General features: G+C 36.9%; 16 protein-coding genes. 13 read left to right on the top strand and 3 right to left on the bottom strand.

Translation table 11 applies throughout. From position 1 onward, the window contains the following. Window positions 1–18: 18 nt before the first annotated feature. From ACIQXI_RS08890 to ACIQXI_RS08875, 4 genes are all read left to right on the top strand, one after another. The gene (locus ACIQXI_RS08890; protein ID WP_402923587.1) at window positions 19–1,386 is read left to right on the top strand and encodes an NAD(P)-dependent oxidoreductase; all 1,368 of its coding nucleotides are present in this window, start codon (window positions 19–21) and stop codon (window positions 1,384–1,386) included. Between the two features lie 13 nt (window positions 1,387–1,399). Continuing rightward, a complete protein-coding gene (preA, locus tag ACIQXI_RS08885) occupies window positions 1,400–2,662 on the top strand; it encodes an NAD-dependent dihydropyrimidine dehydrogenase subunit PreA (RefSeq protein ID WP_402923585.1) in 1,263 nt (420 codons plus the stop codon). A 196-nt stretch (window positions 2,663–2,858) separates the two neighbouring features. After that, window positions 2,859–4,379, top strand: a complete 1,521-nt coding sequence (locus tag ACIQXI_RS08880) for an NCS1 family transporter (RefSeq protein ID WP_402923584.1) — start codon at window positions 2,859–2,861, stop codon at window positions 4,377–4,379. A gap of 22 nt (window positions 4,380–4,401) precedes the next feature. Continuing rightward, complete coding sequence (locus tag ACIQXI_RS08875; RefSeq protein WP_402923581.1) at window positions 4,402–4,611, top strand: hypothetical protein; 210 nt, start codon at window positions 4,402–4,404, stop codon at window positions 4,609–4,611. Between the two features lie 200 nt (window positions 4,612–4,811). Here ACIQXI_RS08875 and bcaP read toward each other — a convergent pair whose 3' ends face one another. Continuing rightward, a complete protein-coding gene (gene bcaP / locus ACIQXI_RS08870) occupies window positions 4,812–6,197 on the bottom strand; it encodes a branched-chain amino acid transporter BcaP (RefSeq protein WP_402923578.1) in 1,386 nt (461 codons plus the stop codon). A gap of 460 nt (window positions 6,198–6,657) precedes the next feature. Here bcaP and ACIQXI_RS08865 point away from each other — a divergent pair, with 460 nt between their 5' ends. The 4 genes from ACIQXI_RS08865 (at window position 6,658) to ACIQXI_RS08850 (ending at window position 11,878) form a co-directional block, all read left to right on the top strand. After that, the gene (locus ACIQXI_RS08865) at window positions 6,658–8,031 is read left to right on the top strand and encodes an amino acid permease (RefSeq protein WP_402923575.1); all 1,374 of its coding nucleotides are present in this window, start codon (window positions 6,658–6,660) and stop codon (window positions 8,029–8,031) included. Window positions 8,032–8,252: 221 nt separating this feature from the next. Continuing rightward, a complete protein-coding gene (locus tag ACIQXI_RS08860) occupies window positions 8,253–9,647 on the top strand; it encodes a spore germination protein (protein ID WP_402923572.1) in 1,395 nt (464 codons plus the stop codon). Between the two features lie 30 nt (window positions 9,648–9,677). Beyond that, window positions 9,678–10,766, top strand: a complete 1,089-nt coding sequence (locus ACIQXI_RS08855; protein WP_402923569.1) for a GerAB/ArcD/ProY family transporter — start codon at window positions 9,678–9,680, stop codon at window positions 10,764–10,766. After that, entirely contained in the window at window positions 10,766–11,878 is a 1,113-nt protein-coding gene (locus tag ACIQXI_RS08850) for a Ger(x)C family spore germination protein (RefSeq protein WP_402923566.1), read from the top strand. Before ACIQXI_RS08855 ends, ACIQXI_RS08850 begins: the two co-directional genes overlap by 1 nt. A gap of 4 nt (window positions 11,879–11,882) precedes the next feature. Here ACIQXI_RS08850 and ACIQXI_RS08845 read toward each other — a convergent pair whose 3' ends face one another. After that, the gene (locus ACIQXI_RS08845) at window positions 11,883–12,203 is read right to left on the bottom strand and encodes a DUF5658 family protein (protein WP_402923564.1); all 321 of its coding nucleotides are present in this window, start codon (window positions 12,201–12,203) and stop codon (window positions 11,883–11,885) included. A 144-nt stretch (window positions 12,204–12,347) separates the two neighbouring features. After that, window positions 12,348–13,106, bottom strand: a complete 759-nt coding sequence (gene pgeF, locus ACIQXI_RS08840) for a peptidoglycan editing factor PgeF (protein WP_402923561.1) — start codon at window positions 13,104–13,106, stop codon at window positions 12,348–12,350. Window positions 13,107–13,300: 194 nt separating this feature from the next. On the opposite strand from pgeF, the gene ACIQXI_RS08835 reads away from it, so the two are divergent. The 5 genes from ACIQXI_RS08835 to ACIQXI_RS08815 all read left to right on the top strand — a co-directional run bounded on the left by ACIQXI_RS08835 (window position 13,301) and on the right by ACIQXI_RS08815 (window position 17,455). Beyond that, window positions 13,301–13,915 (top strand): transmembrane-type terpene cyclase, encoded by a 615-nt coding sequence (locus ACIQXI_RS08835; RefSeq protein ID WP_402923558.1) that lies wholly within the window; start codon window positions 13,301–13,303, stop codon window positions 13,913–13,915. A gap of 219 nt (window positions 13,916–14,134) precedes the next feature. Further along, window positions 14,135–14,617, top strand: a complete 483-nt coding sequence (locus ACIQXI_RS08830; RefSeq protein ID WP_402923555.1) for a DUF4358 domain-containing protein — start codon at window positions 14,135–14,137, stop codon at window positions 14,615–14,617. Window positions 14,618–14,620: 3 nt separating this feature from the next. Continuing rightward, window positions 14,621–16,006, top strand: a complete 1,386-nt coding sequence (locus tag ACIQXI_RS08825) for an MBOAT family O-acyltransferase (RefSeq protein ID WP_402923552.1) — start codon at window positions 14,621–14,623, stop codon at window positions 16,004–16,006. 12 nt (window positions 16,007–16,018) lie between these two features. Further along, window positions 16,019–17,161, top strand: a complete 1,143-nt coding sequence (locus ACIQXI_RS08820) for a DHHW family protein (RefSeq protein ID WP_402923550.1) — start codon at window positions 16,019–16,021, stop codon at window positions 17,159–17,161. 90 nt (window positions 17,162–17,251) lie between these two features. Then, entirely contained in the window at window positions 17,252–17,455 is a 204-nt protein-coding gene (locus tag ACIQXI_RS08815; RefSeq protein WP_402923547.1) for a hypothetical protein, read from the top strand. Window positions 17,456–17,499: the final 44 nt, after the last annotated feature.

Here is a 17,499-nt window from a genome sequence, read left to right as displayed (position 1 = left end):
CATGAGGGGGATGTGGAAATGGTTCCAATTCAAGAACATGCATTGACCAAGCAACTGCAGCGTAATTTTGTTGAATTAACGAGCAAAATGACAAAAAATCAAGCAATAGAAGAAGCAAATCGTTGCCTCTATTGTTATGACGCACCTTGTATTAAAGCTTGTCCAACAAGCATTCAAATCCCGAATTTTATAAAAAAAATTGCATCCGGTAATATGAAGGGCTCAGCAACTACTATATTAGAAGCAAACCCAATTGGCGCAAGTTGTGCGAGAGTTTGTCCAACAGAAGAGCTCTGTGAAGGGGCATGTGTATTAAATTCCTCCACAAAGCCAATAAAAATCGGAGAATTACAGCGTTATGCCACTGATTGGGCGATGGAGACGGGTGCACAGCTGTTTACCAAAGGTGAAAGCAACGGACTAAAAGTGGCGATTATTGGGGCTGGTCCAGCAGGTCTTTCGGCGGCACGTGAGCTTAGTCGTTTTGGCTATAGTGTGACGATCTATGAGGCTGAAGCAAAGGCAGGTGGTTTAGGGAGCTACGGTATCGTATCATTCCGTTTACCAAATGAAGTAGCTGACTGGGAAGTGGAGCAAGTTGAAAAGCTAGGTGTCAATATTCAAACAAATACAACAGTCGGTATTGATATATCAGCAGAAAAAATTTTACAACAATATGACAGTGTCATTTTAGCCGTTGGTATGGGTGCAGTGCCAAACCTTGGTATTGAAGGAGAAAATCTTGACGGGGTGCATGATGCCATTGAATTTGTAAAGCAAACAAAAATGGGAGCGCTTCCAACTGATTTAGTAGGGAAACGTGTTGCTGTTATTGGTGCTGGGAATACCGCAATTGATGGCGCCACTTGTGCTGTACGCTTAGGTGCAGATAATGTAAAAATTCTTTATCGAAGAACACAAAAAGAAATGACAGCCTATAAATTTGAGTTTGAATTTGCTAAGCAAGATGGGGTCGAATTTAAGTGGTTAACTGCGCCGAAAAAAATAGTCGGCAATGAAGCTGGAGAGGTCGTAGGCATTGAATGCGTGAATATGAAACTTGGCGAAGCAGGAGCAGATGGTCGTCAAAGACCAGAGGAAATTGCAGGGTCCAACTTTATATTACCTGTTGATGCGGTCATTAAAGCAATCGGTCAAACACGCTTTGTGTCTTTAATTGAAGCGTTTGGCCTACAACATACAAATGGCGTTGTCGATATTGATGAAACAACGATGCAAACATCGAATAAAAAGGTATTTGCATGTGGGGATGTTGTTTTTGGCAATGGCCAAGGTGAAGCAATGGTTGTCACAGCTGTTCAGCAAGGTAAAGATGCAGCTTATAAGATTCATGAACGATTAAGAAAACCAAGCGAGATTGCATAAGGGGGGCAGTGACATGGCAGATTTACGAATTGATTTAGCGGGCATTAAATCACCAAATCCATTTTGGCTAGCATCAGCACCACCAACGAACTCCGGCTATCAAGTGCAGCGTGCGTTTGAAGCAGGGTGGGGTGGTGCAGTGTGGAAAACATTAGGAGAACCGATTTTGAATGTTTCTTCACGTTTTGCAGCGGTTAGTTATAACGGACAACGTGTGGCAGGTTTCAATAACATTGAGTTAATTACCGATCGACCGTTAGAGGTGAATTTAAAAGAGATTTATGAAACGAAAAAAAGGTTCCCTCAGCATGCCATTATTGCTTCCCTGATGGTAGAACCAAAGCAGGAAAAGTGGCATGAAATTGTCAAACGCGTAGAAGATGTGGGGGTAGATGGACTTGAGCTTAACTTTGGTTGTCCACATGGCATGGCAGAACGAGGAATGGGCTCCGCCTCTGGTCAAGTACCTGAATTGGTGGAGAAGCAAACGTATTGGGTAAAAGAAGCAGCACGTACACCGGTTATTGTAAAGCTAACGCCTAATATTACAGATATCACAGTAACGGCAGAAGCGGCAACAAGAGGTGGCGCAGATGCTATTAGTATGATTAATACGATTAACAGCTTAGCAGGTGTCGATTTAGATACTTGGAATACGGTACCCCATGTTGCGGGGAAAGGTGCACATGGTGGCTATTGTGGTCCAGCTGTTAAGCCGATTGCCCTTAATATGGTAGCAGAATGTGCTCGTAGTCAGCATATGAATGTTCCAATATCGGGTATTGGTGGTATTTCGAATTGGCAAGATGCTGCGGAGTTTATCTTAATGGGTGCCACAGGTGTGCAAGTATGTACTGCAGCGATGCATCATGGGTTTAGCATTGTCGAAGATATGATTGACGGATTAAATAATTATTTAGACGACAAAGGCATAGCTTCCGTAATGGATTTAGTCGGCCGCTCAGTGTCCCGTTATTCAGATTGGGGTAATTTAGATTTAAATTATAAAATTGTTGCGGAAATTAATAATGATGTCTGTATTAACTGTAATAAGTGCCATATTGCATGTGAAGATACATCTCATCAATGTATCGATTTATATACGGAAAATGGGGTAGCTAAGTTAAAGGTTCGTGAAGAAGATTGCGTTGGGTGTAACTTATGCTCCATTGTCTGTCCGGTAGATGGGGCAATTACCATGGTAGAAAGAAAATCTGCTATTGCGCCAATGACTTGGAATGAACGCCAATTGTTAATGAGTAGTCTATCTAAATAATAGGTTCGCAACTGTTAATGAGTAACTGTTATTCCACCTTGCTTTAGTGTTTTTCTAAAGGGAGGAAAGCTTCATGGAGTTGTCACGGAAAATTTCATTCACAATGCTATTTGCTTGAATGAAATCATGTAGCGGCACAGTCACGAATTTGGTTGTCTGTGCCAAATGCATAATTTATTAAAAAGGAGCGAAATGTATGGAACATGACGGGAATTATTTGAAATCCCCTGATTTACTTCCAGTGACACATCAACAAAGAAATATTGGAACATTTGGTTTTGCAGTTATTTGGATAGGGATGGCTATTGTCTTAGCGGCTTTTGCAATTGGTGGTTCAGCTATTATGAGTTTGCCATTGCCAATGGTTATTTTAGCTACGTTAATTGGCTCTTGTTTAATCGGCGTATTTATGACGTTAATTGGGGATATCGGTATCGAGCATGGCTTGTCTTTTCCAGTCTATATGCGTGCACCATTTGGGACGTTAGGGACGCATATACCGTCGTTAGTTCGAGGAGTAACAGCGGCTTGTTGGTTTGGCCTGAACACCTATTTTGGAGCGATGGCCATTAACGGTATTTTAAATTTATTATTTGGATTTAATAATTGGTTTTTATGTTTTCTTGTCTTTGCTGCTCTTCAATTATTTAATACCTCGCTAGGCATTAAATCTATTGAGCGGTTTGCAGATTTAGCTGCGCCTATTATTATACTAATTTCCTGCTGGATGTATATCACATTAGCAGATGCTGCCACTGCCCAAGGAAAAGATGTTTGGACTTGGGTTGAAACGCCAGCTACCGGCGTAGCGGCATTTACGGCATTTATGATTGTTATTATGGCGAATATGGGATTCTGGGCAACATTAGCAGCTGATATGCCTTCACTTTCTCGCTTCTTTAAAGCACCAAAAAATGAGCGCAATTGGTTTAAACGCAATAAAACACAGTTAGTCGGTTCCTTAATTGTCATGCCAATTACGAATACGTTTATCGTTACAATTGGTGCGGTCTGTTATATGGCTGTCGCATCAGCAGACCCAATAAACGCATTACAGCAAAGCGCAAGTGGCTTTATACTAGGCATACTTTTATTAATGATTGTTTTAGCGCAATGGTCAACAAATACATCAGCCAATGTGATTCCAGCAGCTACTATTTTTTCAAATATTGGTGGCCCCAAAGTACCATTCTGGGTAGGCGTTGTTATTGCAGGTATTATTGGCATTCTTGCTCAACCATGGAGCTTATTTGATGTTTTAGTGAATGCGCTATTAATTATAGGCGGTATTTTAACAGCCATTGTCGGTATTTTATTTGCAGATTATTATTTGATTCGCAAACGACGGGTGAATGTAAAAGATTTGTATGAGCTAAATGGTCAATTTAAATATTTGAACGGCTTTAATTTAGCTGGATTAATTGCTTGGATAATAGGTGGGGCAGTGGCAAATGTTTTTTCAGCGTATTCTTCATTAGTAGGATTTGTTGTTGGGGCATTGGTTTATTATGTGTTAGCCAAGTATTGGTGGTTTAAAAAATATCCTCAGGCTGAACTAGACGATCCGAGCGATACAAAGTATTTAGGAATTACGGCTGGTCATAACTTGGATGAACTATTTGGGCAAGAGTTTGTGTCACAGCCCGCAGTTGGTTCAGAGGATGGTAAAACTGTAGAGCAAGTGGACCCAGTACTCGAAATAAAAGGTGCTGAGTAGTTAGGTAAAGAGGGGTGAAGATATGTCAGATTATTTACAAAGTACGGAGGAAATCAAAAAGGTTGACGACTTTTTAGACAATGGCTTTAAAATTCAATACGTATATGAAAATTTAAGTGGTATGTTTGTAGAGTTTGCGCGGCAGGAGGAAGTAGTACATTTGCAAATTCTTACAGCGGATGCACGCAAATATTTTGCGGCAAAACTTCAGGAGCAAACATTATTACAATAAAATAACTGAATTTTCAGAATTGTTTGAGTGCCTGTCACACCTGAAGCACATTGTAAGCCGCAACAAACCGTCGCTGTCGCGTCGTTTGTTGCGGCTTATTTTTCATGTGTTCCTTAAGTTGTCTACGTAGTTTATTAGGATTTCTTATGTCCTAAAAACAACCTACTAGCAAAATTCAGAATTGTTTGAGTGCCTGTCACTTACTTCATTGTACTGTGCTTGATTCCATATACAAAGTAGACAATTAAGCCTAATAGAAACCACAGTCCACATGCAATCCATGTATGGACAGTTAGCTGGGAGATTAAAAATAAGCACATTACAAATGATAAAATCGGGATGATTGGGAAGAATGGCACTTTAAAACCACCCGATGGAATGTTTTTATTTTTGCGTAAAAAAATCACGCCAATTGAAACGATTGTGAAAGCTACCAGCGTACCCATATTGACAAGTTCAGTAAGCTTGGACAATGGAAGGAAGCCCGCACAGAAAGCAACAAGGACAGCGTAAATCCAAGTATTCTTCACTGGAGTTTTATATTTGGGACTTAGCTCAGCCATACTTTTTGGTAGTAGTCCATCACGACCTAATGCGTACAATAAACGAGTTCCCCCATAGGACATGACTAGAATAACCGTCATCATACCTACTACAGCACCAAGTGAAATGATACCTGCAATCCAGTCTTGATGAACGAGTTGCATAACATAGCTGACAGGATCACTAACATTTAACTCAGAGTAAGGGACCATCCCTGTTAGTACAAGTGATACTACAATGTAAAGTACAGTACATATTAATATAGAACCTATAATGCCAATTGGCATATTTCGTTGAGGATTTTTTACTTCTTCAGCTGCTGATGAAACAGCATCAAACCCAAGGTAGGCGAAAAATACAAGTGCTGCACCCCCCAATACGCCATTAACACCAAATGGTAGGAACGGTTGCCAGTTTGTTGGCTCTACGTAAAATACACCAACGCCAATAAATAGTAAAATTACTGCAACTTTTAAAAATACCATGATGGAATTCAATCTAGTTGATTCTTTTATGCCTAACATTAAGAAGAAGGCAGTCACAAATATAATGACGATTGCGGGTAAATTAACATACGTACCTTCAGAGGGATTAAATGATCCTGAAATAGCGGTAGGAATTGAAATATGAAAGCCTGCTAGTAGAGCGCTTAAATAGGATGACCATCCTGTTGCAACGGCTGCAACAGCTAGGCCATATTCTAATAGTAATGCCCAGCCAACTAACCAAGCCACAATTTCACCAAATACAATATAGCCATATGTGTAAGCACTCCCCGTGACAGGGACACTTGAAGAAAACTCAGAATAGCACATGCCTGCTAATGCACAGACGATTGCTGCAATGATAAAAGAGAAGACAATACCAGGCCCTGCATGGGTCGCTGCGACTGTTCCAGGTAAGATGAAAATGCCTGTACCCACTATAGCACCGACGCCAAGCAATATGAGATCAAAAGCCCCAAGTGTCTGTTTGAGTTGAACAGTTCCTTCATTCTTTAATAAATCCGTAATGTTTTTTTTTCTAAATAATAAATTTCTCACATGTAAGCCTCTTTTTCATAGAAATATGTAAAAATATTATACTTTTTTTACTTGTAGGTCAATTATTTTTGCTAATTTGCAGTTGAATAGTCCTAATTATCGTAAAAATCTAAAAGCAGATAAGAAATCGAGTATTTAATTATGTTGAAATAACTATTTTGAATATTCAAAAAACAATAAACCGTACATTAGTTTTGTTACATAATAGTTAAAAGTAGTTTTTTTTGTAGAGAAAGATTGTTTGTCATGACTGTATTTTTTGACAATCTCCCTTGCTATGTAAGGATTGAGAGTATGCTCAGTTATTGATGTCAGTCCACCACACATGTGCTAAATAGCAATCTAGAATTCGTAAAAGTATGTTTTTCCTAAAAATACATTTGTGTTTTCCGGAAGAATTTATTATGATTTATAAAGTAATTTATCGAAGCAATATGAAGATAGAAAGAGGCGTATACAAGTGGCGAAAAAAGAATTAAAGAGAGGATTAGAGGCGCGTCATATTCAGATGATAGCTCTTGGTGGAACAATAGGTGTTGGTCTATTTATGGGTTCCGCTAGTGCGATTCAGTGGACTGGTCCGTCTGTGCTCCTTGCATATGCTATATCAGGCATTTTTATATTTTTTATTATGCGAGCAATGGGTGAGATGCTCTATGTAGAACCAAGTACAGGCTCATTCGCAACATTTGGTTATAAATATATTCATCCTTTGGCAGGCTATTTAACGGCGTGGAGTAACTGGTTCCAGTGGGTTATTGTCGGAATGTCCGAAATTATTGCAGTCGGCACATATATGCAGTATTGGTATCCAGATTTACCTGCATGGATTCCAGGATTAATTGCTATGGTGATATTAGCTGTAGCCAACTTTATTTCAGTTAAATCATTTGGAGAATTTGAGTTTTGGTTTGCGATGATTAAAATCGTTACAATTGTGCTAATGATTGTGGCGGGTATTGGCCTTATTTTCTTTGGCTTTGGAAATGATGGTGTGGCAATAGGGTTATCAAATCTTTGGTCGCATGGTGGCTTCTTTACAGGAGGATGGTCAGGGTTCTTCTTTGCATTATCTTTAGTTGTTGCAGCCTACCAAGGAGTAGAATTAATCGGAATCACAGCGGGCGAAGCAAAAAACCCTCAAACAACGATTACTAATGCAATTCAAAGTATTATTTGGCGTATTTTAATTTTCTATATCGGTGCGATTTTTATTATTGTAACGGTTTATCCGTGGGATGAATTAGGCACTATTGGTAGTCCATTTGTTGCGACTTTTGCAAAAGTCGGGATTACTGCAGCAGCCGGTATCATTAACTTTGTAGTGATTACAGCAGCTATGAGTGGCTGTAATAGTGGGATTTATAGTGCTGGTCGTATGCTTTATACACTAGCGATGAATGGTCAAGCACCTAAATTCTTTGCTAAAATTTCAAATAATGGCGTGCCAATATTAGGCACAGCGGGCGTATTAGTAGGTTTAGTTGTAGGTGTTATTTTAAGTTATATTGCGCCGGAAAATCTATTCGTCTATGTTTATAGTGCAAGTGTTCTTCCTGGGATGATTCCATGGTTTATTATTTTAATAAGCCAAATTCGCTTCCGAAAAGAAAAAGGAGCGCAGTTGGAAAAACACCCATTTAAAACGCCTTTCGCTCCGTTGACAAACTATGCGACAATTGCATTTTTAGTCATGGTACTTATCGGTATGTGGTTTAATGACGATACACGCGTTTCATTAATCGTCGGTATTATTTTTCTTTTACTTGTGACATTGAGCTATTATGTGTTCGGTATTGGAAAAAATAGACCTGCTAACAAGCGTGCAAAATAATAGAATACGATAGTTCTCTTGTATTGGAGATACTGCCGTCTAGAGTGTAGACAAACTCATTATTTGAGTTTGCCTACACTCTTTTTTAATACTTATATAAATGCAAAATTTTAGCGCAATTGCACACATATTTATTGAGAAAAAGGACAACCTACTTAAAAAATATGGCGTGTGCGTGTAATAATGTTTCATTTGCGTTTATAAAGGGGGGGAGTAATGACATGGAAGAAAAAGAACAGCAAGTGATCGACAACATAAAGCGACAAACGCAAGATATTGATGATGTAGTTTTTAAAAAAATGGCTACAGACGCAGGTGTTGTTACGATCATTTATTTCTCCTCTCTTATTGAGAAAATGACATTACAAACAATGGTTTTCATTCCGCTAACAAATCATATTAATCAAATTTTTCAAGTGTCTGAAACAATCGACTTACAAGATATGGATGTTATTTTACAAAAATTAAATGCAGGTCAATCGTTACTATTTTTCCACAAACCTGCTTTATTACAAGTCATTGATACGTATAGTGCCCCAACACGATCCATAACAAATACGGAAACCGAGTCAACTGTTATTGGACCGCAGGATGCATTTACGGAATCATTAGAGACTAATATCTCTCTATTAAAAAGAAGAATTCAAAACCCTGTGTTGAAAAATGAAATACTTACTGTTGGAACTGAAACGAGTATTAAAATCTCCATGATGTATATGGATGATATTGTGAACAAAGAAAATCTTGAGGTATTAAGAAATCGACTGAATAACTTACAATATCCCTTTTTTTCAGATATATCAGAGCTTAAACAATTAATCGAGGACAATCCGTTATCTCCTTTTCCGCAGTATTATATGAGTGTTCGACCAGACAGCGTAAGCCAGTATCTTATTGATGGACGAATTGTAGTATTTATGGATAATAGCCAGGCAGCTATTGTTTGTCCTACATCTTTTTTTGAAATGTTTGTATCTGTTGAAGATTATTATAACCGTTGGACAACGGCATCGTTGCTACGGATGCTTCGCTTTTTTGGCTTTTTTCTAACCATTATGATTACACCAATGTATATTTCTGCTTTGACATTCCATCCTGAGGTTTTACCATATGAATTATTATTAAATCTTCAGGAATCCAGAAGTAAAGTACCGTTTCCACCCCTTATGGAAGTATTATTTATTGAATTAATTATAGAAGTATTGCGTGAAGCCGGTTCTCGAATGCCTGCCAAAGTAGGTCAAACGATTGGTATCGTTGGAGGTATCGTAATTGGAACCGCTGCGGTTGAAGCAGGTTTGCTTAGTAATATTTTAATTGTATTAGTTGCAACATCAGCTTTACTTTCTTTCCTACCACCGATTTTTTTATTAGCGAATACAAGTAGATTTGTTCGTTATATTTTTATATTATCTGCAGGACTTTTTGGATTGTATGGTCTTATGCTCGCGTTTGCCTGGTTATTTACGCATTTACTACGTTTAAATTCTTTAGGTACACCTTATATGACGCCATTTGTTCCACGGAATGCTAGTGATTTACTCGATAGTATTATTCGCTTTCCAACAAAATATATAAAAGCAAAGAAGGGTATTTCGAGAGCTCAAAAAAAATAATAGCTTTTACAGAATTTGAGGTGGTTAAAGTTGAGTACAGCTACGAGTAAGCCCAAGCTTTTAAATGCATATCATGTCGTTTTTTTAGCACAAAGTGTAATGATTGGTACTGGCATTCTCTCACTACCTCAACAACTGAGCTCTTTAGGGTATAGCCAAGCTTTTATGCCATTACTATTTGGCGTTATAGCAAGTATTACACTTTATCCAATGATTTGGATTAATGCAAAATATCCAAATGCAACCTTATTCCAAATAAACGAAATTTTACTTGGTAAATGGTTTGGGAAATTGATGAATTTATTTTTTGTCATACAATTTATCACTTTTAGTGCAGGCATTATTAGTGATTATATGCATCTTATTCAAAGCACTGCCCTGCAAGAGCAAACCATTACAGGACCTGTATTGTGTTTTCTACTATTGCTTATTTACATTGTTAGTGGGGGTATTAAATCGATTGCACGGTTTTGTATACTGACGTTTTTTCTAACGATTGGCATGGTGTATTTTACGCACTGGGCTTTTGAAAAAGGTAGCATGAGTCATTTTCTACCTTTATTTAACTTTTTTAGTGTTAATGATTTTTATGAGGCATTCAAAAAGGGCTACTTATCGATTTTAGGTTATGAGTTAATTATGTTTTATTATCCATATATTGTCGATCAAAAAAAGGCTTACCGTCATTCGTTAATCGGGATTTGGATTAGTATTGGTATTTGTTTTATTACCACGGCGATTAGTGTCATGTATTATTCCGAATGGCAGCTTGTAAATGTGGAGTTTTCCGTTTTGAACTTATTTAAAGCTGGCGAGTTTTCCTTTATTGAAAGGATTGATATTTTCGGTATTACATTATGGGTGTTTCTAATTTTTTCGACGGTCGCTGCTTATGTATGGTGTGCAAAAAAAGGCGTAGATTCATTGGTTTCTAAAAAAAGTAATGTCTACTTATATATTTTAGCCGTTATCATTTTCTTTATTGTGAAAATGCCATCTTCAAGAGATTTTCAAGAAAAACTATTTACAGCTACCTATTATGTTGGCTATATGTTAATTTTGTGGCCTGTATTGTTAATTATTATTTACGTACTTCGGAAAAAGAAGCAGGTGCAATGATGAGCAGAAAACTTCTATATCTCACACTTTTCCTACATCTGTTCGTGTTAACTGCTTGTGCGGAGAAAGAAAAAAAAGTGCCACTTGAGGATGTTGGTATGGTTGGAATAATCGCATTTGATTATATGGATAAGGACAATATGAAACTGACTGTCGCCATCCCACAATATTCACCTGAAGCGCAACGAAGCACACAGACGTTTACAGTTGTTACGGAGCTTGTATCCAATGGCGTTGTGGAAATTGAAAAGCTTTCAGATAAAAAAATTGTCTTTAATCAATTACGTGTGGTGTTGTTTAATGAAGAGTTTGCACGACAAGGTAATGTACGAAAAGTGATTCAACATTTATACCGCAATGCTGAGGTTGGGAACAAAGTACTAATTGCGATTGTGAAGGACAAAGGGGAGGACATGCTAAAATTTAATTACCCAGATAAACCGAATATTAACTTTTATTTAAATGATTTATTGCAACCGAGCATTAATACAGCATTTAATCCGAATACCAACATCCATGATTTTATGTATACGATAACAAATCCAGTATTTGACCCGATTATACCATTGGTTGATAAAACGAATGATAAAATTGAAATTAAAGGAGTTGCCGTTTTTAAAGATGGCCATATGTTTGAATTAATAACGCCAAATGAGGCACTTATTATTCAGGCAATACAAGGACGAAAAAACCTTGCACCATTAGATATTAATATGGAACAAGGGCACGGTAAAGAAAAATTATTAATTGATTTAGTGCAAAATGACGTCCATATTGAGAGCAATAAAAGTATGACTTCACCTAAGCTCACAATCTCCATAACGATAAAAGGTACATTAAGTGAGTATAAAGGCGAAAGAGAGAATGATTTATTTACAACAGAAAGCATAGCTGATTTAGAAAAAGATGTTAATAAGGAATTAGAGCATGATATTAAAAAGTTTTTATCTGAACTTAATGAGTGGCAAGTAGATCCAAGTGGTATAAGTGAATATTTCCGTATGTACTACCATGGGAAATGGACAACGGAAAAGAAGAGGGAAATTCTTAGTAAAGTAGCTATTGATGTGCATGTCAAAACATCGATTATTAGTACGGGAACATTAAAATAAGTATTTAAAGGGCAGTTAGCCAATACAAATGTAAACTTAATATTAACGAGTAAAGGACAAAAATAGTTGCTAGACTAATCGTATATAGTTGTTGGAATCGACGGCCGCTCAACCTATAGATTAAATAAGAAAGATACGAAATGGACAATGATAGCGCTATTTTCACCGCTAAAAATAATGAAGGGCTTAAAACCCATAAAAAGCGCATTAGCGGATTTAATTCATCGATTTTATTATACAGTAATCCAAAATGTGTAGCCACCCCATCCAAAATATTAAAGACTGAAATTAGTATGCTAAGTAAAATGATACAACGTAAATGCATCAATATCCTCCTAAACAAATTAATGAACATGTTGTATAGGATAGCCAATTTTTTAGCATTTTAGAAAATGATGAAAAATAGAAGAAAGGCAATTTATCATATTTAGCCAATGTGATAAATTGCCTTTTTGCAGCTTAAGTTAGGTTATTTGCGCATAATAAAACTTAAATGTCTGCCGCATGCTTTATCTTGGCGGTAGGAGAAACCTTCCTCACTAAGGAACGTACACGTTGGGTCAATAGTAATTTGATGTGATGGAATGCCAGTGAGCTCACATTGTTTCTTAACCGTTTGTTGGTTATCAATATGATACTTATTTGTTTCTGTATTGTAATACATAAAATTATCCGCATAGCCCAGACCTTTAAATTGGTCGTATACATCGGTATCTACTTCAAATTTCTGTTGGCTTAGCGCCATGCCGATTTGCACATGGAAATCTTGAGGATTGCATTGCTCTGTATCGATTAAATGCTGGAAAAGTTTCAATGTTACTTCTTTGACAGTTCCTTGCCAGCCAGAATGAATAACGCCAATTACGCCCTGACGCTCATTATAAAAAATAACTGGCACACAATCTGCTGTAAAACTACAAAGCATTAAACCTTTTTCAAAAGTATAGAGTGCATCTGTATTGGCAATGGCAGTATCTTGTTGCAGTGCACCTAACCCTTTATCGGCGAATGTCGCTCGATGGAAATTAGCACTATGTGTTTGCTCGGTACAAATAAAATCATGGAGAGTGCACTGTAAGGTAGCAGCTAATTTTTTTCGATTGTTGACCACATCATCTGGGCTCGTGCACACATGTAATGCCATGTTGTTTTGTTCAAGTTCAGTCATATCCTTTAAGGTAGTACCTGCTATGAATTGCTCATTGTTGTAATAAATTTTAGTTTTCATATCATCACCCCGTTTAACTATATCGAATTGCATTGCCAATGTATAGCTTATGCAATAGGTTTCGGCTCTTACAGGCTAAATGACTCTAGCTATTTTCTTAATACTCGTTGTTAACTGACATAATAGAATCCTTACTAGTCATACATTAGCAAAGTAGAGCTTGCTATGATGCCAGTTTAAAAGGAGCGCGATTGATGAATCAATCTTATTTTCTATTTATTTGCCAGTTAGGTATGGGGATATTTTGGATTCTAACATACATACTTATTATAAAACGAGGCTTTCAAGATGAGAAATATGGTATGCCGATGGTTGCCATATGCGCTAATATTTCATGGGAATTTATTTTCACCTTTATTTATCCGCAAAATGATTTACAAAGGGGTATTTCATTTATTTGGTTTGTACTAGACATTGTCATTATGTGGCAATATTTAATCTATGGGCGCAATGAATATAAAAAGTCGATGTCTTCGAAACTTTTTTATATATCATTTCTATTTACGCTTGTAGTCAGCTTTTTAATGATTTTGGCTCTCTCGCATGAACTACATGATTTGCAAGGGAAATACGCAGCTTTTCTACAAAATTTAATGATGTCAGGGTTATTTATCGGTTTATTACTGAGTAGAGGTAGTATGGCAGGTCAATCGATGTCCATTGCCATTTGTAAAATGATTGGGACATTATTTGCTGCTATTGGCTTCTATTTCTATTTTAGAACGCCATTAATTACAATTACCTCAATGGCAACCTTTATGTATGATTTACTGTATATTTCTTTAGTTTATCGCTTATTAAGAAAATAATTTTAACCAAATGATACATCGGAAATCAAGACGATGTATCATTTTTTATGGTTATTTTTACATAGAAAAAACATTACATGTAAGTATTTACTATTAAATGTGTATTATGTAAATGTAGTGAATCATAAAAATTTATGAAAAAAAACATTTTTTTATGTAACGTAAATAGTTGGTCCACGTCTACTCTCATTGAATCACAACGAAAAAGGAGCTTTAAATATGAAAAAAACAATTATGATTTTATTAACAGCGATGCTTGCTATGGTAATCTCAGCTTGCTCAGGAGAAAAACAATCGACAATTGAAGTAAAACAATCTGCAAAGGAAATCGCAGATCAAATGTTAGAAAAAGTGGAACAACCTGCTTTTATGGAATTATCGGCGCAAGAATTAAAGGATGTGTACAATATTGATGCAGCAAAGCTTGCGGATTATTCAGTACGTATACCGCTGATGAACGTTAAATCAAATGAAATTGCTATATTGAAAGTAAAGGATGCTAAAGATATTCCAGATATCGAAGCAGCAGTCAAAAAGCGTGCGGAAAATGCGCAAAAACCATTTGAACAATATTTACCAGATCAATATGAAAATGCTAAAAACTATAAACTCGTAACGAAAGGGAATTATGTGTTATTCGTTATTTCAGATAGAGCCGATGAGCTAATCAAAGTGTACGATAGCTTCTTTGAAGCAAAATAACAGATGGTATTTAGTAGCCTGCTCTTTCTATTCGTTTTTTTGCCAATTGTGCTAGTGCTTTATTATTGTTCGCCACGTAAAATTAAAAATTTTATTTTATTTTTTATGAGTTTAATTTTTTATGCATGGGGCGAACCGGTTTATATCGTTATTATGTTAGTGTCTACGCTAACGGATTTTAGTTTTGGTCTGTTATTAGATAAACCTACTATGTCATCGGTAAAAAGAAAGGGCATTGTTGTATGTTCTATCATTGTGAATTTACTGTTGTTATCTTATTTTAAATATGCTGACTTTCTCATTCACAATATTAATGCCTTACTCGGTACGGATATTCCGCTTACGGACTTACCTTTACCAATCGGCATATCTTTTTATACATTCCAATCGATGTCATATATTATTGATGTTTATCGTGGAACAGCAAAAGCACAAAGAAATTGGTTGGATTTTGGCACGTTTGTTGCACTGTTCCCACAATTAGTAGCAGGGCCAATCGTAGCGTATAATACGGTTGCCGAGCAACTGCAACACCGAACGGAAAGTATCACGATGTTTGCTGAAGGTGTACGACGCTTTATTATCGGTTTAGCAAAAAAAGTACTATTAGCAAATAATATCGGTTTACTGTGGGACACGATTTCTAGCTCCAATTTGGAAACATTGCCAATGTTGACAGCTTGGTTAGGGATACTTGCCTTTGCCTTCCAAATTTATTTTGATTTTAGTGGATATTCTGATATGGCGATAGGGCTTGGTTTAATGTTTGGTTTCCGCTTTAACGAAAATTTTAACAAGCCTTATATTGCCCAAAGTATTACGGACTTTTGGAGAAGATGGCATATTTCACTAAGCACTTGGTTCCGCGATTATGTGTACATTCCTCTAGGTGGCAATCGCCGCGGGTTAGTGATCCAAATGCGCAATATATTAATTGTTTGGATACTTACGGGCTTTTGGCATGGTGCAAGTTGGAATTTTATTTGGTGGGGATTGTACTTTGGCGTCATCCTAATTATTGAAAAATGGTGGGGCTTATCATTACTAACTCGCCTACCTCGTTGGCTACGCCATGTGTATGCCATCTTCCTTATTTTAATCGGATGGGTGTTATTCGCCTTTGATCAGCCAGTTGACATAGGCGATTATTTAGCGGCAATGTTTGGATTCAATGGTCAGTTACTATGGAATAATGAGAGCGTGTACTATTTTTATACGAATTTCGTGCTGTTGCTTGTGCTCGTTATTGCCTCAATACCGATGAAAATAGGGCACAAAAAAAGCGAATTATCATACCTGCATGTTGGTTGGTATTGTCTGTTGTATTTTCTTTCTGTAGCTTATTTAGTTGATGCTACGTTTAATCCATTTTTATATTTTCGTTTTTAAGGAGGTAGCCATATGAAGCAGAAAGCAGAGCGATTATTAGTCTTTAGTTTTGTCGGTACGATATTGTTCTTCGCTCTTCTATTTTTCATTTTGCCTCATCAGCGCTTCTCCGAACTGGAAAACAGATATTTACAAGCAACACCCCATGTAACATGGGATAATGTGGTGTCGAAAAAATATGCCGAAGAAGCGGAGCGTTTCGTAACGGATCATTTTCCATTTCGTGATAAATGGTTGGGGGTTAAATCAATAGTGGAACAAAGTCGCTTGCAACAAGAGAATAATAACATCTATAAAGGCAAAGACGGTTATTTATTTGATAAGTTTACAAAGCCGGATGAGAGGCAATTACAGCAAGATATAGATGCGGTTCAGCAATTTGCTCTAAACCATCCCAAAGTAAACATGACATTTATGCTAGCTCCGACTTCCATTGGATTATATCCTGAACGACTACCGTGGTTGGCACCAGTATATCCACAAAAGAAAGTTAATCAGTGGATTGAAAAGCAATTACACAATGATGTAACATTTATCAATGGTTTTGATTTTTTAGCACCACATACAAACGAAGCCATATACTATCGTACAGACCATCATTGGACAACATATGGCGCTTATTTGGCATATGTTGCGTTTGCACAGCAAAAGGGATGGCAGCCCTTAGCACAGAGCGATTTTAAGATTGAAACGGTCAGTGATTCATTTCTCGGTAGTTATCATACTCGAAGTCAGTTTACAGGAGTAGCGCCCGATCAAATACAAGCCTATATACCGCGCAAGCAAGTAGAGACAGAGATGTATATAGCAGACTCTAATGAAACCTTCACAACCATGTATAATAAAAGCTTTCTTACAAAAAAGGATCAATATTCTTATTTCTTAGGTGGCGTGCATGCGCTTATGAAACTTACGACAAAGCTTAATCCACAACAAATGGACCAACAGAAGTTACTAATCATTAAAGACTCTTATGCTCATAATGTTATTCCGTTTCTGACAAATCATATAGCTGAAATACATGTCATTGACCTACGTTATTATAATGGTAATATAACGGAATATATGGCTGAAAACGGTATAGAAGATGTGCTGTTTTTATTTAATACAACAACCTTCGTAGAAGATACGGCTATCTTGAAAATCAATAAGTAAAGAAGTTCGAAGCATGCTGGGAGCAATCCTAGTATGCTTTTTTATTTTAGGAACGTTCTCTACTTGTGATAAGCGCGTGGTGAAGGCTTTGTGGCGATTGTCGGGGTTTTCGTGGCGATTGGTGAGGGCTTTGTGGCGGTTGCCAGTGTTTTTGTGGCGATAGGCGAGGGCTTTGTGGCGCTTGCTAGTGTTTTCATGGCGATTGCCAAATTTTTACCATTAATTAGCTATAAAAATTCTATTTATTGGTTGATGATGTGGGAAATGGTTTTAAATCTACTGCATTTTTTATAGTAATTTATTCCTATTACAACTATATTTCAAATATATTACTAATC

It is taken from the genome of Lysinibacillus sp. NPDC097195 (assembly GCF_044762075.1).
In the GTDB taxonomy this organism is placed as follows: Bacteria; Bacillota; Bacilli; order Bacillales_A; family Planococcaceae; genus Lysinibacillus.
The sequence above is the reverse complement of the archived record's forward strand: the minus strand, read 5'-3'. Positions and strand labels throughout refer to the sequence as shown.

Excerpts from the sequence above, each read along its gene's own strand:
- ACIQXI_RS08845 (WP_402923564.1), bottom strand. The coding sequence starts at position 12,203 with ATGCATTTACGTTGTATCATTTTACTTAGCATACTAATTTCAGTCTTT.
- ACIQXI_RS08825 (WP_402923552.1), top strand. The coding sequence starts at position 14,621 with ATGGTATTTAGTAGCCTGCTCTTTCTATTCGTTTTTTTGCCAATTGTG.
- ACIQXI_RS08860 (WP_402923572.1), top strand. The coding sequence starts at position 8,253 with ATGGAAGAAAAAGAACAGCAAGTGATCGACAACATAAAGCGACAAACG.
- ACIQXI_RS08830 (WP_402923555.1), top strand. The coding sequence starts at position 14,135 with ATGAAAAAAACAATTATGATTTTATTAACAGCGATGCTTGCTATGGTA.
- pgeF (WP_402923561.1), bottom strand. The coding sequence starts at position 13,106 with ATGAAAACTAAAATTTATTACAACAATGAGCAATTCATAGCAGGTACT.
- ACIQXI_RS08820 (WP_402923550.1), top strand. The coding sequence starts at position 16,019 with ATGAAGCAGAAAGCAGAGCGATTATTAGTCTTTAGTTTTGTCGGTACG.
- ACIQXI_RS08850 (WP_402923566.1), top strand. The coding sequence starts at position 10,766 with ATGAGCAGAAAACTTCTATATCTCACACTTTTCCTACATCTGTTCGTG.
- ACIQXI_RS08880 (WP_402923584.1), top strand. The coding sequence starts at position 2,859 with ATGGAACATGACGGGAATTATTTGAAATCCCCTGATTTACTTCCAGTG.
- preA (WP_402923585.1), top strand. The coding sequence starts at position 1,400 with ATGGCAGATTTACGAATTGATTTAGCGGGCATTAAATCACCAAATCCA.
- ACIQXI_RS08835 (WP_402923558.1), top strand. The coding sequence starts at position 13,301 with ATGAATCAATCTTATTTTCTATTTATTTGCCAGTTAGGTATGGGGATA.
- ACIQXI_RS08875 (WP_402923581.1), top strand. The coding sequence starts at position 4,402 with ATGTCAGATTATTTACAAAGTACGGAGGAAATCAAAAAGGTTGACGAC.
- ACIQXI_RS08890 (WP_402923587.1), top strand. The coding sequence starts at position 19 with ATGGTTCCAATTCAAGAACATGCATTGACCAAGCAACTGCAGCGTAAT.